The sequence below is a fragment of the Mycobacterium rhizamassiliense genome (assembly GCF_900157375.1).
In the GTDB taxonomy this organism is placed as follows: Bacteria; Actinomycetota; Actinomycetes; order Mycobacteriales; family Mycobacteriaceae; genus Mycobacterium; species Mycobacterium rhizamassiliense.
Genome location: NZ_LT721901.1, coordinates 1,837,295 through 1,852,831, shown reverse-complemented (window position 1 = coordinate 1,852,831; position 15,537 = coordinate 1,837,295). Strand labels below are relative to the sequence as shown.

At 68.1% G+C, this 15,537-nt stretch carries 9 protein-coding genes and 1 pseudogene; 6 read left to right on the top strand and 4 right to left on the bottom strand.

The genetic code is table 11. From position 1 onward, the window contains the following. Positions 1-3,974: 3,974 nt before the first annotated feature. Positions 3,975-4,655, bottom strand: a pseudogene (locus tag MRAB57_RS28925) (PPE family protein); the annotation flags it as partial. Positions 4,656-5,234: 579 nt separating this feature from the next. Between MRAB57_RS28925 and MRAB57_RS08880 the strand changes: the two are divergent. The 6 genes from MRAB57_RS08880 to MRAB57_RS08855 all read left to right on the top strand — a co-directional run bounded on the left by MRAB57_RS08880 (position 5,235) and on the right by MRAB57_RS08855 (position 13,596). Next, a complete protein-coding gene (locus MRAB57_RS08880; RefSeq protein WP_077090489.1) occupies positions 5,235-5,714 on the top strand; it encodes a GreA/GreB family elongation factor in 480 nt (159 codons plus the stop codon). Between the two features lie 31 nt (positions 5,715-5,745). Then, positions 5,746-6,174, top strand: coding sequence for a GtrA family protein (locus MRAB57_RS08875; RefSeq protein ID WP_077087234.1), 429 nt, complete (start codon positions 5,746-5,748; stop codon positions 6,172-6,174). A gap of 88 nt (positions 6,175-6,262) precedes the next feature. Continuing rightward, positions 6,263-7,645, top strand: a complete 1,383-nt coding sequence (dprE1, locus tag MRAB57_RS08870) for a decaprenylphosphoryl-beta-D-ribose oxidase (RefSeq protein ID WP_077087233.1) — start codon at positions 6,263-6,265, stop codon at positions 7,643-7,645. After that, positions 7,646-8,410 (top strand): decaprenylphospho-beta-D-erythro-pentofuranosid-2-ulose 2-reductase, encoded by a 765-nt coding sequence (dprE2, locus tag MRAB57_RS08865; protein WP_077087232.1) that lies wholly within the window; start codon positions 7,646-7,648, stop codon positions 8,408-8,410. It abuts the gene before it with no gap. Positions 8,411-8,412: 2 nt separating this feature from the next. After that, on the top strand, positions 8,413-10,323 hold the full coding sequence (locus MRAB57_RS08860) for a galactan 5-O-arabinofuranosyltransferase (protein WP_077087231.1): 1,911 nt from the start codon (positions 8,413-8,415) through the stop codon (positions 10,321-10,323). Positions 10,324-10,329: 6 nt separating this feature from the next. Next, positions 10,330-13,596: an arabinosyltransferase domain-containing protein gene (locus tag MRAB57_RS08855; RefSeq protein ID WP_077087230.1), complete on the top strand. Its 3,267-nt coding sequence runs from the start codon at positions 10,330-10,332 to the stop codon at positions 13,594-13,596. 82 nt (positions 13,597-13,678) lie between these two features. Here the strand turns inward: MRAB57_RS08855 and MRAB57_RS08850 are convergent, their stop codons facing one another. The 3 genes from MRAB57_RS08850 to MRAB57_RS28520 all read right to left on the bottom strand — a co-directional run bounded on the left by MRAB57_RS08850 (position 13,679) and on the right by MRAB57_RS28520 (position 15,514). After that, positions 13,679-13,927: a hypothetical protein gene (locus MRAB57_RS08850; protein WP_077087229.1), complete on the bottom strand. Its 249-nt coding sequence runs from the start codon at positions 13,925-13,927 to the stop codon at positions 13,679-13,681. Between the two features lie 171 nt (positions 13,928-14,098). Next, complete coding sequence (locus MRAB57_RS08845) at positions 14,099-15,250, bottom strand: BTAD domain-containing putative transcriptional regulator (protein ID WP_077087228.1); 1,152 nt, start codon at positions 15,248-15,250, stop codon at positions 14,099-14,101. Positions 15,251-15,358: 108 nt separating this feature from the next. Further along, complete coding sequence (locus MRAB57_RS28520) at positions 15,359-15,514, bottom strand: hypothetical protein (protein ID WP_157900584.1); 156 nt, start codon at positions 15,512-15,514, stop codon at positions 15,359-15,361. Between the last annotated feature and the right edge of the window lie 23 nt (positions 15,515-15,537).

Below are 15,537 nucleotides of genomic sequence, written 5' to 3'. Positions count from 1 at the left end.
GTGCCGCCGGTGTTCAAGGTCCAGGTCGCGTCGCCGTTGAGGATGATCGTGCCGCCGGTGTTGACGGTAGCGGCACCGGCGTCGTTGACGGAGCCGCCGGCGTCGACGGTCACCGTGCCGCCGGTGTTGACGGCCAGGGGACCGGCCTCGTTGAGCGTGCCGCCGCTGTCGATGGTCACCGCGCCGGCGTCGGTCAGGGTGCCGTCGACATTGACACTCAGCGTGCCTGCGTTGGTCAGGGTGCCGCCGGTCTGGACGGTGATGGTCCCGTCGGTGGACATCACGCCGCCGGTCGGGATGCTCAGGGTTCCGGCGTCGTTGAGGGTGCCGCCGGAATCGACGGTCAACACGCAATCATCGATCAATGTGCCGCCGTGGCCGACGGTCACAAGCCCTCCGCTTTCGACGTTGAGAGCGCCGCCGTCGGTCAGGGTGGCACCCGTGTTGATGGTGATCGCGCCGCTGTCGTAGACGGTGCCGCCGAAGTCGACGGTCATGCTGCCGCCGGTGTCGACGGTCAGGGTGCCGGTGGGGTCCACAGTCAAGGTGCCGGAACCGTCGAGCGTCAGCGTGCCGGAGTCGGCGAGGGTGCCGCTATCGGTGAGGGCGCCGTTGACGATCATGCTGCCGCTATCGGTGAGGGCGCCGCCATTGTCGACGGCGAGGTCGCCATTGACGATCATGCTGCCGCCGTCGGTAAAGAGGCCGCCATTGCTGACGGTGACGGTGCCGTTGTCGAGGACGCTGCCACCGGTGTTGATTGTGATGGTGCCGCCGTCAGTGAGGGTGCCGCCACCGGTCACGGTCAGGCCGCCGGTATCAGTGCCACCCGTACTCACGGTCAGCGCGCCGCCGCTGTTAACCGTCAGCGTGCCGCCGTCGGACAAGGTGCCACCACTGGTCACGGTCAAGGCCCCGGTATCGGTGCCCCCCGTACTCACGGTCAGCATGCCGCCATGGCCGACCGTGACGGCCCCGCCGTCGGACAGGGTGCCGCCACCGGTCACCGTCAGGCCGCCGGTGTCGGTGCCCACCCCCGTGCTCACGGTCAGCGTGCCGCCGTGGCCGACTGTCACCGTCCCGCCGTCGGACAGGGTGCCGCCACCGGTCACGGTCAGGCTGTTGCCGATGTCGCCGACAGTGGTGGTGCCGACGGTGAGGGTGCTGTTGTGGCCGACCGTCACCGTGCCGCCGTCGGACAAAGTGCCGCCACCGGTCACCGTGAGGCTGCCGGGCTGACCACTGATGGGGGGGCTGCCGACGGTGAGGGTGCCACCAGAGTTGACCGTGAGCGTCCCGCTGTCGGTCAACGAACCACCGACGGGGGAGATGGAGACCGTGCCGCTGTCGGACAGGACGCCGCCATGGGCGACATTCACAGCGATGCCTACGTCCAGTTGGCCGCCAGAATCGACAACCAACGTGCCGGAGTCGGTGAAAGTGGTGCCGACGCCTATGTCGTTGAGAAGGCCACCGTTTTCGACCGTGACGATGGCCCCAGGGTCGATATTCAGCGTGCTATAGGCGCCGACGGCAAAGGAGCCGGTGACGTTGATCTGCCCGCCGTTATTTACGGTCACCGTGCCGAATTCGACCAGACTGCTGCCACTGGCGACGTTAAGGGTGCCGGTATCGGTGCCCCCCGTACTCACCGTCAGCGTGCCCCCGTGCCCGACCGTCAGCAGCCCGCCGTCCGACAACGTGCCACCACCGGTCACGGTCAAGCCGCCGGTATCGGTGCCGACCCCCGTGCTCACCGTCAGCGCGCCGCCATGGCCCACCGTCAGCGTTCCGCCGTCCGACAACGTGCCACCACCGGTCACCGTCAAACCGCCGGTATCAGTGCCACCCGTACTCACCGTCAGCGCGCCGCCATGGCCCACCGTGACCGTCCCGCCGTCCGACAACGTGCCACCACCGGTCACCGTCAAACCGCCGGTATCAGTGCCACCCGTACTCACCGTCAGCGCGCCGCCATGGCCGACCGTCAACGTCCCGCCATCGGACAAAGTGCCGCCACCGGTCACGGTCAAGCCGCCGGTATCGCCGGTGGTGGTAGTGCTGACGGTGAGGGTGCCGCCGCTGTTAACCGTGACCGTCCCACTGTCGGACAAAGTGCCGCCACCGGTCATGGTCAAGCTGCCGGTATCACCGGTAGTGGTAGTGCTGATGCTGAGCGTCGCGCCGTGCTCGACGGTGATCGGGCCGGAGTCGATCACCGTGCCCCCAGAGCTCACCAACATGGTGCCGTTGTCGATGAACGTGCCGCCGGACTGAATCGTCATCGCGCCGCCATCGGTGACGTTAAAGCTGCCGTTAAAGACCACGGTGCCGCCATTGTCGACAACCAGCGTGCCGGAGTCGGTGATCGTGCCCTGGCTGCTGAGAAGGAAGCCAGCGTTGTCGACGGTGAAGGTGCCGCCAGGGTCGATGGTCAGGGTGCCATTGAGACCGACCGAGACTGTGTTGGCGTCGTTGACAACCCCGCCGCTGTCCACGTTCACCGCGCCGAAGTCCGACAGGACATAATTGATGTCGAGGGTGCCGGGGTCGGTGAGGGTGCCGCCGACGTTGAGGGTGCCGCCGGCGTTGACGAAAAAGCTGCCGTTATCGGTGAGGGTGCCGCCGGCGTTGACGTTGATCGTGCCCGCGTCGGACAAAATGTTGCTCACGGTAAGGCTGCCCGTGTCGGTGCCACCCTGGCTCACGGTGAGCGTGCCGCCACTGCTGACGGCTACGTGGCCAGCGTCGGACAAGGTGCCGCCGCCGGTCACCGTGAGGCTGCCGGTGTCACCGGTGATGCTGGCATTGCTGACGGTGAGGGTGCCACCGCTGTTGACCGTGACGGTCCCGCCGTCGGACAGGGAGCCGCCGCCGGTCACGGTGAGACTGCCGGTGTCTGTCAAGGTAGTGGTGCTGACCGTGAGGGTGCCCCCGTGGCCGACCGTGAGCACCCCGCCGTCGGACAGGGTGCCGCCCCCGGTCACGGTGAGGAAGCCGGTGTCGGTGCCGCCCGTACTCACCGTGAGCACGCCGCCGCTGTTGACCGTGACCGTCCCACCGTCGCCGAGCATGCCGCCGCCGGTCACGGTGACGAAGCCGGTGTCGGTGCCGCCCGCACTCACCGTGAGCATGCCGCCGCTGTTGACCGTCATAACGCCGGAATCGGTCAGCGTTCCCCCGGCGGTGACGGTCAGGCTGCCGCTATCGGACAGGGTGGAGCCGACCGTAAGACTGCCGCTGTCGGTCACGGTGGCGTTGGCGTCGATGGTCAGCGCGTTGTCGACGGTGAGCAGGCCGCCCTGCTGGACGATAATCGAGCCACCGCTTTGGACCTCGGTTCCGCCGACGGGGACCGTGTAGTCAAAGCCGGACCCGATGGTGATGGTTTGGCCGTTAGAGATCGTGGACGGCAGTTCGGGGTCAATGTAGGTGACGCCGTTGACGGTGACGGTGGGCTCGGAAGCCGCGGCCGACTGCTGGGACGCGGCGCTCGCGCTGAGCTGCTGAGAGGCCGCAGGCGCGGCCGACTGCGGCGAGGTCGCCGTCGGTGTGGCCGACTGCGTGGAGGCGGAAGGCGCGGCCGACTGCGGCGAGCTGGCCGTCGGCGCAGTCGATTTTGGGGAGGCGGTAGGCGTGACCGACTGCTGCGAGGCCGTCGGGGTCATCGGGCGCGAGCCGGCCTGAGCGGCCGTGTGGGAGGCCGCGGTCGTCGCCGGCTGATGCGAGGCCGCCGGCGCAGCCGAATGCGAGATAGCGGGCGCGGCCGGCTGATGCAATGCGGTCGACCCGGCCAACTGCTGGGAACTAACAGGCGCACTCAACGGCTGGGAAACCACCGGCGAACTCAACTGATGCACCGCCGCACTCGAACCCAGCTGCTCGCTCTGGACCGTCGCACCCAGCTGCTGGACGGCCATAGGCATACCCAGCTGCTGGCTCTCCTCGGCCGAACCCAACTGCTGAGCCGCGACCGAAGTCAGCTGCTGCGTCTCGGTGGCCGAAACCAACTGCTGCTGGCCCGCGGCAGTGGAGGTCAGCTGCTGCTGGATCACCGACTGGGTCTGCGCGCCAACGGAATTGGCGGCGCTTTGCGCTACCGCACCACTCTGCGCGTTCTGGCCGGCCGGGTTGGTGGTCTGCGGCGGCTCGGTATACGTCTGTAAGACGCTGGCGGCCGCGGCATCGACGGCATACCCATACATCGCGACCGCGTCTTGGGCCCACATCGCCAGGTACTGGGCCTCGGTCGCCGCGATCGCCGGGGTGTTCTGCCCAAAGAAATTCGTAGCGATCAACGCCATCAACTGCGCCCGATTGGCCGCAATCAATGGCGGCGGCACCGTCATCAAATAGGCGGCCTCATAGGCCGCCGCCGCCGCGTAGGCCTGTATGGCGGTCACCCCGGCTTGGGTTGCCGCGGCCAGTAACCACGCCACATAGGGTGCGGCCGCGGCGGACATCGCCATCGACGACGGCCCGAACCACGCCAGGCCAGTCAGGCCCGTCAGTTCCGAGGAATAACCCCCGGCCGCCGATTCCAGCTGGGTGGCGACCACCTCCCACGCCGCCGCGGCGGCCAGCAGGGGTCCCGATCCGGGGCCCGCATACATCAGCCCGGAGTTGACCTCCGGGGGCAATAGCCCAAAATCCATGGCCCCTGCTCTCTCGGAACAGTTCGGCGAACCCCCGTAACGAACCGGAGCCTAGCTCCAATCGGACGGCATTCACATAAAACGCATAAAAAAATGCTCTGGGTATGGAATTTCATTTAACTGACACACACGGCAATTGAAGGGGCTTGCGCCGCGCCAATTCTCAACAAGCCCTGGCCGGCCCGCCCGACGCCGCGTTAGAGCGGCGGCCCTATCGAATTCGTCTGTGTCGCAAGGCTAGTCGGCGGGCAAGCAAAGCTCCCCCCATAGCGTCAGCGGGCCACGCACCGCGTCCCCCCCGAGCGGCCACCGCCGCCCACGCCGCCGCGGCGGCCAGGGGTCCAGATCCGGGACCGGCCGGGGCCTCGGTGATCGGCTCGAAAGCCGCCGAAACCGGAGCCCAACGAAGTTCAGGTATAACGCAGAAAACTCCCGCCCTGGGTAGCAAAACCGTTTTGACCAGCACCGAGACAACACACCGACGCGCGCCGCCGTGGCCAAAAAAGCGAATGCGCTGTTTTGCGGCGTATGAATGAATAATTGGCGAAACCAAGTGGACGCATGCGAAAGGTCGGCGACGTGCGCAAAAAAGTCCAATCTGTGGCGGACGCGGCGAAAGAGAGCCTGGCCGCGGAGCTCGACCGGCTGCGACAGCGGCGCGAACAGCTGGAACTCGAGGTCAGAAACGACCGCGGCATGACCGGCGATCACGGCGACGCGGCCGAGGCCATCCAGCGCGCCGAGGAGCTCGTCGTCCTCGCCGACCGGATCAACGAACTGGACCGCCGCCTGCGCACCGATCCGTCGCACGACGAGGGATCCGAACTTCTGCCGGGCGGCACCGAGGTCAAGCTCAAGTTCTCCGACGGTGAGGTTGTCACCATGCACGTCATCTCCATCGTCGAGGAAACGCCCGTCGGACGCGAGGCCGAGACGTTGACCGCGCGCAGCCCGTTGGCGCTGGCCCTGGTCGGCCACAAGGCCGGCGACACGGTGACCTACACGACGCCGCAAGGGGAGAACCAGGTCGAGCTGATCTCGATGAAGTTGCCCAAGTAGGCACGCCCCCTCCCCCGTTAGACTTCCCGCGATGCTTCCGCCAGAGCCCGGGATCGCGACGCCGTCCCCGCCCTTGAGCCTGACCACACAGGTCACGCGTTTCGTCATCACCGGCGGGCTGGCCGCCGTCGTCGACTTCGGCCTGTACGCGGCGCTATACAAAGGCGTCGGGCTGCAGGTCGACCTGTCCAAGGCCATCAGCTTCGTCGTCGGGACCATCACCGCCTACCTGATCAACCGCCGCTGGACCTTCCAGGCCTCGCCGAGCACGGCGCGGTTCATCGCGGTCATGGTTCTGTACGCCATCACGTTCGCCGTACAGGTCGGGCTCAACCACTTCTGCCTGGTGTTGATGCACTACCAGGGCCTGGCGATGCCCATCGCGTTCGTGATCGCGCAGGGCACCGCGACGGTCATCAACTTCATCGTGCAGCGAGCCGTTATCTTCCGCATCCGCTGACCGACCTGGCGAGATTCGATTGTCCGCCTCCTGAGCGGGACACAAGCGTCCCGCATCGTCACCGAACCAAGCGGTACCCTCTTTGACGATGTTGAGCGCTGATTTTCCGACCACCACCACCCGGCTGATGGGCTTTGGCCGCACCGCGCCGTCCGTGGCCCAGGTGCTGTCGACCCCAGACCCCGAGGTGATCGCCAAGGCGGTGGCCCAGGTCGCCGACTCGGGCGGACGCGGCCTTATCGCCCGCGGGCTGGGCCGTTCCTACGGCGACAACGCCCAGAACGGCGGCGGCGTGGTGGTGGACATGACGTTGCTCAACCGCATCCATTCGATCGACGCCGACACCCGGCTGGTCGATGTCGACGCCGGCGTCAGCCTGGATCAGCTGATGAAGGCGGCGCTGCCGTTCGGGCTGTGGGTTCCGGTGCTGCCGGGTACCCGGCAGGTCACCGTCGGCGGCGCGATCGCCTGCGACATCCACGGCAAGAACCATCACAGCGCGGGCAGCTTCGGCAACCATGTGCGGTCTATGGACCTGCTGATGGCCGACGGCACCCTGCGCACGCTCACTCCCGAGGGCGAGGACGCCGAGCTGTTCTGGGCCACGGTCGGGGGCAACGGGCTGACGGGGATCGTCTTGCGCGCCGCTATCGCGATGACGCCGACCGAAACGGCGTACTTCATCGCCGACGGCATCGCGACCAAGGACCTCGACGAGACGGTCGCGGTGCACGTCGACGGCAGCGAAGCCAACTACACCTACTCCAGCGCCTGGTTCGATCTGATCAATCCCCCGCCGAAGCTCGGCCGGGCCTCGGTCAGCCGGGGCAGCCTGGCGCGACTGGATCAGCTGCCCAAGAAGCTCGCCAGGAATCCGCTGAAATTCGATGCGCCGCAGCTGCTGACGGTGCCCAACGTCTTTCCCATCAGCGCCATGAACAAGCTGTCTTTCATGGCGATCGGTGAGGTGTACTACCGGCTGGGCGGAACCTATACCGCCAAGATCCAGAATCTGTCGCAGTTCTACCACATGCTCGATCTGGTCAGTGGTTGGAATAATGCTTATGGCCCAACGGGTTTCGCACAACACCAGTTCCTGGTCCCGCCGGATGCGATGGACGAATTCAAGGACATCATCCGCTGGATCCAAACCACCGGTCACTATTCGGCGCTGAACGTGTTCAAGCTGTTCGGTCCGGGCAACCGCGCGCCGCTGAGTTTCCCGATGGCCGGGTGGAACGTCGCGATGGACTTCCCCAACAAGCCCGGAGTCAACGAGTTCCTCAACGAACTCGACCGTCGCGCGTTGGAATTCGGCGGTCGCGTGTACACCGCAAAGGACTCTCGAGTGAATGCCGAAACCTTTCACGCCATGTATCCGCGCATCAACGAATGGATTGCGGTGCGCCGCAAGGTGGATCCGACGGGGGTCTTCGCCTCCGACATGGCCCGACGTTTGGAGCTTTTGTAAATGGTGCTCGACGCCGTAGGAAACCCGCAGACCATCCTGCTGCTCGGCGGCACGTCCGAGATCGGGCTGGCGATCTGTGAGCGCTACCTGCAGAACGCGCACGCGCGAATCATCCTGGCCGCCATGCCCGATGACCCGGGCCGCAACGCCGCGGTCGCGCAGATGCAGGCGTCCGGGGCGCGCTCGGTCGAGCTGATCGACTTCGAGGCCACCGCCCCCGACACTCACCCGAAGATGATCGAGCAGGCGTTCGCCGGCGGCGACGTCGACGTGGCGATCGTGGCGTTCGGCATCCTCGGCGACGCCGAGGAGCTGTGGCAGGACCAGCGCAAGGCCGTGCTGGCCGCCGAGATCAATTACACGGCAGCGGTTTCGGTGGGCGTGCTGCTGGGCGAGAAGATGCGCGCCCAGGGCTTCGGCCAGATCATCGCGATGAGCTCGGCGGCCGGCGAGCGGGTGCGGCGGTCCAACTTCGTCTACGGCTCCACCAAGGCCGGGCTGGACGGCTTCTACCTCGGGCTCGGGGAAGCCCTGCGGGAGTATGGCGTTCGCGTCCTGGTGATCCGTCCGGGCCAGGTCCGAACCCGGATGAGCGCGCACGTCAAGGAAGCGCCGCTGACCGTCGACAAGGAGTACGTCGCCAACCTCGCGGTGACCGCGTCCGCAAAAGGTAAGGAATTGGTTTGGGCGCCAGGAGCATTCAAGTACGTGATGATGGTGTTGCGGCACATCCCGCGGCCCATCTTCCGCAAGCTGCCCATCTGAGCATGCGCAACGCGCTGGCCACCGTCGGCCAGATGGCCCTCGGCGTCGCGGTGTCCGTCGTCGTCTCGGTGGTGTCGCTGATCGCGATCTCCCGCGTGCAGTGGCCCGCGTTCCCGTCGTCGAACCAGCTGCACGCGCTGACCACCGTCGGCCAAGTCGGTTGCGTGGCCGGGCTTTTGGCGGTCGGCTGGCTGTGGCGGCACGGCGGCCGCTTCTCGCGGCTGCTGGCCCGGCTGGGCGGGCTGGCGTTCGTCTCCGCGTTCAGCGTCGTGACGCTGGGCATGCCGTTGGGGGCCAGCAAGCTCTACTTGTTCGGCATCTCCGTCGACCAGCAGTTCCGCACCGAGTATCTGACCCGCTTCGCCGACAGTCCCGCCCTGCACGACATGACCTACCTGGGACTGCCGCCCTTCTATCCCCCGGGCTGGTTCTGGATCGGCGGGCGCATCGCCACCCTGACCGGCATGCCGGCGTGGGAGATCTACAAGCCGTGGGCCATCACCTCGATCACCATCGCGATCACCGTCGCGCTGGTGCTGTGGTGGCGGATGATCCGCTTCGAGTACGCGCTGATCGTCACGACCGCGACCGCGGCGGTGACGCTGGCCTACGGCTCGCCGGAGCCGTACTCGGCGATGATCACAATGCTGCTGCCGCCGGTGCTGGTGCTGACGTGGTCGGGCCTGCGCGCCGGCGCCCCAAGCGCCCAGCGTGACGGCACAGTCACGCTCGAGGCACGAAGCGGTTGGGCCGCCGTCGTCGGCGCCGGGCTGTTCCTCGGCTTCACCGCCAACTGGTACACGCTGCTGTTCGGCTTCACCGCGTTCGCTTTTGGGCTGATGGCGCTGCTGCTGATGGTGTCGCGCTGGCGGGCCGGCGGCTTCAAGGCGGCGCTCGACCCGCTGCGCCGGGTGGCCGTCATCGGCGTTATCGCCGCGGTCAGCTGGGCGCCCACCTTCCTGCCGTTCTTCCTGCGGACGCTGCACAACCCGGTCAGCGACTCCGGCAGCGCGCTGCACTACCTGCCGGCCGACGGCGCCGAGCTGACGTTCCCGATGCTGCAGTTCTCGCTGCTGGGCTCGATCTGCCTGCTGGGCACGCTGTGGCTGGTGATCCGCGCCCGCGTCTCGGTGCGGGCCGCCGGCCTGGGCCTCGGCGTGCTGGCCGTCTACCTGTGGTCGCTGCTGTCGATGCTGACCACGCTGGCGCGCATGACGCTGCTGTCGTTCCGCCTGCAGCCGACCCTGAGCGTGCTACTGGTCGCCGCGGGCGCGTTCGGCTTCGTCGAGGCCACGCTCGCCCTGAAGAGCAGGAGCCGCGCCATCGCCCCCATCGCCACCGCGATCGGGCTGGCCGCGGCCGTCGCCTTCAGCCAGGACATCCCCGACGTGCTGCGGCCCGACCTCACCATCGCCTACACCGACACCGACGGCCACGGCCAGCGCGGCGACCGGCGCCCGCCCGGCTCGGAGAAGTACTACTCCGTCATCGACGACACCATCCGGCACGTCACCGGCAAGGAGCCCGACCAGACCGTCGTGCTCACCGCCGACTACAGCTTCCTGTCCTACTACCCGTACTGGGGCTTCCAGGGCCTGACGTCGCACTACGCGAACCCGCTGGCCCAGTTCGACCTGCGGGCCGCGCAGATCAAGAAGTGGTCCAAGCTCAAGACCGCCGACGAGCTGATCCACGCGCTGGACGCGTCGCCGTGGCCGCCGCCGACGGTGTTCCTGCTGCGCCACGGCGCGAACGGCAACTACACCCTGCGGCTGGCCGAGGACGTCTACCCCAACCAGCCCAACGTCCGCCGCTACACCGTGGACCTGCGGGCGGCGCTGTTCGAGGACCCGCATTTCGTGGTCCGCAGCATCGGCCCCTTTGTGCTGGCAATCCGCACGCCGGGGGCATAGCGGGCGATGGCGACCGACACCTCAGCCGGCTTGGCCGAAGAACTACCATCTACCTCCGTGAGCGACACGGGATCGAACCACCGAATCGCTCGGCTCGTCGCCATCGTCGCCGGCCTGCTCGGAGCCCTGCTGGCGATCGCCACCCCGGTGCTGCCGGTCGAGCAGACCACCGCCCGGCTGAACTGGCCGCAGAACGGCGCCTACTCCAGCGTCGACGCCCCGCTGATCGGCTATGTGGCGACCGACCTGAACATCACGATCCCCTGCGAGGCGGCCGCCGCGCTGCAGAACACCGGCAGGACGGTGCTGCTGTCGACGGTGCCCAAGCAGGCCTCCAAGGCCGTCGACCGTGGTCTGCTGATCCAGCGCTCCAACGACAACCTGGTGCTGATCGTCCGCAACGTCCCCGTCGTCTCGGCGCCGTTGAGCCAGGTGCTCAGCCCGGCCTGCCAGCGCCTGACGTTCACCGCGCACGCCGACCGGGTGACCGCCGAATTCGTCGGGTTGACGCAGGGCCCCAACGCCGAGCACCCAGGCGCGCCGCTGCGCGGTGAGAAGAGCGGCTACGACTTCCGGCCCCAAATCGTCGGCGTCTTCACCGATCTGGGCGGGCCCGCGCCGCCGGGGCTGAGCCTCTCGGCGACCATCGACACGCGCTACAGCAGCCACCCGACCCCGCTCAAGATGGCCGCGATGATCCTCGGCGTGGTCTTGACCGTCGTCGCGCTGGTCGCGCTGCACTTCCTGGACACCGCCGACGGCACCCGGCACCGCCGCTTCCTGCCTTCGCGCTGGTGGTCGATGGGCCCGTTAGACGCCTTGGTCACGGCCGTGCTGGTGTGGTGGCATTTCGTCGGCGCCAACACCTCCGACGACGGCTACATCCTGACCATGGCCCGGGTGTCCGAGCACGCCGGCTACATGGCCAACTACTACCGCTGGTTCGGCACGCCCGAGGCGCCGTTCGGCTGGTATTACGACCTGCTCGCGCTGTGGGCACACGTCAGCACGACCAGCATCTGGATGCGGCTGCCCACGCTGGTGATGGCGCTGACGTGCTGGTGGGTGATCAGCCGTGAGGTCATCCCCCGGCTGGGCCACGCCGTCAAGATCAGCAAGGCCGCGGCGTGGACGGCGGCGGGCATGTTCCTGGCGACGTGGCTGCCGCTCGACAACGGCCTGCGGCCCGAGCCGATCATCGCGCTGGGCATCCTGTTGACCTGGTGCTCGGTGGAACGCGCGGTGGCCACCAGCCGGCTGCTGCCGGTCGCGACGGCGTGCATCATCGGCGCGCTGACGCTGTTCTCGGGCCCGACAGGCATCGCGTCGATCGGCGCGCTGCTGGTCGCGATCGGGCCGCTGCGCACCATCCTGCATCGCCGGTCGCGACAGTTCGGCGTGCTGCCGCTGCTGGCTCCGCTGCTGGCGGCGGTCACCGTCACGATCATCCTGATCTTCCGCGACCAGACCCTGGCCGGCGAGTTGCAGGCGACCGCCTTGAAGCGCGCGGTCGGCCCGAGCCTCAGCTGGTTCGACGAGCACATCCGCTACGAGCGGCTGTTCATGGCCAGCCCCGACGGGTCGGTCGCCCGGCGCTTCGCCGTGCTGGCGCTGATCCTCGCGCTCGGCATCACGATCGCAATGTCGTTGCGCAAGGGGCGAATTCCCGGCACGGCCGGCGGGCCGAGCCGCCGCATCGTCGGTATCACCATCATCTCGTTCGTCGCGATCATGTTCACCCCGACCAAGTGGACGCACCACTTCGGCGTGTTCGCCGGGCTGGCCGGATCACTGGGGGCGCTGGCCGCGGTGGCCGTCATGTCCGCGGCAATGCGCTCTAGACGCAACCGAACCATGTACGCGGCCGTGGTGCTGTTCCTGGTGGCGTACTCGTTCGCCAGCGTCAACGGCTGGTGGTATGTCTCCAATTTCGGTGTGCCGTGGTCGAATTCGTTCCCGGCATGGAAGTATGGCTTTTGCACCGTGCTGCTGGGGCTGACGCTGCTGGTGCTGCTGCTCGCCGCGTGGTTCCACTTCGTCTCCCCCGACAACGGTGGCCCGCGGACGCGGCGCGGCGCGCAGGTAGCCGGAATCGTCCAGTCCCCGTTGGCAATTGCGGCATGGGCGCTGGTGGTCTTCGAGGTGATGTCGCTGACCCTGGCGATGACGGACCAGTACCCGGCGTGGTCGGTGGGCCGCTCCAACCTGCAGGCTGTTGCTGGTTTCAAGGCCGGCTGGACCTGCGGCCTCGCCGAGGACGTGCTGGTGGAACAGGACCCCAACGCCGGCATGCTTCCCCCGATGACGGGCTCGCCGGGCGACGCCCTCGGTGCCGGGCTGTCGGAAGCGTTCACGCCCAACGGGATTCCGTCCGACGTCAGCGCCGACCCGGTGATGGAACGGCCCGGCGACCGCAGCTTCGTCGACGACCGCGGAACCATCACCGGCGGGCAGGCCGGTAACGAGGGCGGCACCAGCGCCGCGCCCGGCATCAACGGCTCGCACACCCAGCTGCCCTACGAACTGGATCCGGCCCGCACGCCGGTGCTGGGCAGCTGGCGCTCGGGCATTCAGGTGGCCGCCCGGATGCGGTCGGGCTGGTACCGGCTGCCGCCACGCGACAAGGCGGGGCCGCTGCTGGTGGTCAGCGCGGCCGGCCGCTTCGACCCCCGCGAGGTGCAGCTGCAGTGGGCGACCGACGCCTCGGCGGCCGCCGGGCATCCGGACGGGTCGTTCCAATTCTTCGACGTGGGGGCCTCACCGGCCTGGCGCAATCTGCGGCTGCCGCTGTCGGCGATCCCGCAGGCCGCCACCCAGGTTCGGCTGATCGCCGACGATGAGGACCTGGCGCCGCAGCACTGGATCGCGGTGACGCCGCCGCGCATTCCGCAACTGCGCACGCTGCAGGACGTGGTGGGCTCGCAGGACCCGGTGTTCTTGGACTGGCTGGTCGGCCTGGCCTTCCCGTGCCAGCGGCCGTTCGGTCATCAGAACGGTGTGGACGAGACGCCCAGATGGCGCATCCTGCCGGATCGCTTTGGCGCCGAAGCAAACTCGCCGGTGATGGACAACAACGGCGGCGGCCCGCTGGGCGTCACCGAGCTGCTGGTGAAGGCGACGACGGTTTCGAGCTACCTCAGGGACGACTGGTCGCGCGACTGGGGCAGCCTGCAGCGGTTGACGCCCTACTACCCCGACGCCCAGCCGGCCGATCTGCAGCTAGGGACGGCCACCCGCAGCGGACTCTGGGACCCCGCACCGCTAAGGCGCTGAGCCACAAGGACTTTAGAGACGGGGCTGCCCCGCTCCCGGACGATGAGGGATTCACTCCGGAAGCGGGGCAGCACCGGCCAATCTACGGGACCAGCGCACGAAGGGGATGCGACAGAGCCCAGGCCGGGTCGATGACGTTGGCCGCGTAGTGGCGGAACGGGTGCAGCGGTCCGCTCCACGGAACATACGGGTCCGCGGACGCGACGGCCGGCAGCAGTGAGCCGGCGATCGACAGGCCGATGGTGGCCAGCCCGACGCCCGCAGCGATGCGGAGCTTGGACACCTTCTGCGGCTTGGTGTCTGCTTTGGTTTCGGTGACGTTCTCGTTCATGGCGTGCTTCCTTACCTTTGACCGTAGGTATCCCGAGCCAGGGGAAGTTCGAACCTGAGGGGATCCCTGGTTGGGGCCGGTCGCGCTGGCCGGCTTACTTAGACTCGCTTAACGCCCTTGCCGGACGGTCGAGGAATTCTTGCGAAATTCTTGCGTTTGCGCCAAGGGCGCTCAGTGCGAGCGGATTTCGAACATGAACTCGTGGGCGCCGATGCGGATACTGTCGCCGTCGGCCAGCACCGCGGTGGGGCGGATGCGCCTGCGCTGCACCTTGACGCCGTTGGTCGAGCGCAGGTCGGTGATCACGAAAGACGTTCCGGTGTCGGCGATTACGGCGTGGTGCCGGCTGACCTCGGTGTCGTCGAGGACGATGTCGTTGTCGTCGAGCCGACCGATCCGGGTGGTCGCGCCGTTGAGCCGGTACAGGCGCCCGGCCTCGTCCCGCAGCCGGGCGACCACGGGTTCGCTGACGACGGCGATCTCCAGCGAGGCCGACTTGGGCCCGGCGGAGCGCTGCGCGCGGGTGGTCAGCGGCGTCGCCCGGGTCCGCCGGCCCGCGATCGGCTCCTGTCGCAGGATCCGCTCGTGCAGCGCGTTCACCGTCGGGCCGGGATCGATGCCCAGCCCGTCGGCCAGCTCCGTCTTCAGCCGCCGGTACGCGCGCAGCGCGTCCGATTGGCGCTCGGTGACGTAGTAGGCGGTGATCAGCTGCGCCCACAACGGTTCGTGATGCGGATAGCGGGAGACCAGCACCTCCAGCTCGCTGATCACCGCGCCCGGCCGGTCGCACGCGATCTCGGCCTCGGCCCGCGCGGTGTGGGCCGCCAGCCTCTCCTCCAGCAGCGCGGTGGCGTACGCGTCGACGAACGAGAAGCCACTCAGGTCGTCGAACACCGGCCCGCGCCATTCGCTCAACGCGGCCGACAGGCGGCTGCTGGCCTCCTCGCAATCGCCCGCCGCGGCGGCCGCAATGCCCGCGGTCTTCGCGGCAAGGAACCGGCCGACGTCGCATTCGGCGTCGGCGACGTTGAGCTGATATCCCGGCGGCGCGCTCGCCAGCACGGTGTTCGGGTTGCCGCCGGCGTCCCGCAGCAGCCGGCGCAGCGTCGACACGTAGGACTGAATGCTGGTCCGCGCCGCCGGCACGGGATCGCCGTCCCACACGGCATCGATCAACGCCTCGACCGACACCGGCCGATTGCGCCGGATCAACAGCATGGCCAGCACCGCCCGCTGCTTCGCCGGGCCCAGCGGCACCGCGGTTCCGTTGGCGGTCAACAGCAACGACCCCAAAGCGCCAAACCCGAGACCTGGGGTTTTCATCGCGCTGGCCAGCCTTCCGGGGGTGCTCGCGGCCGCGTTGCGGGCCTTCGCCCCTTATTTTGAACGCACCACCTGTACGCAGCCTGTTACGACAGGCGGGCCGGGCGGTCAGAACGCGGGCAGCGCGCCCTCGGCGACGATCTCGTTGAGCGCGTGCACCAGCTGATCGAGCCGGTTGGCCTGCGCGCTGGACCGCTTGGCGCAGACCCAGTCGAGAAGGCTGACGACACCAACCTCGGACGGGTGCTCCGTCGGTGCGCTCACGGCTGGCCTCCCCGTTCAATGCG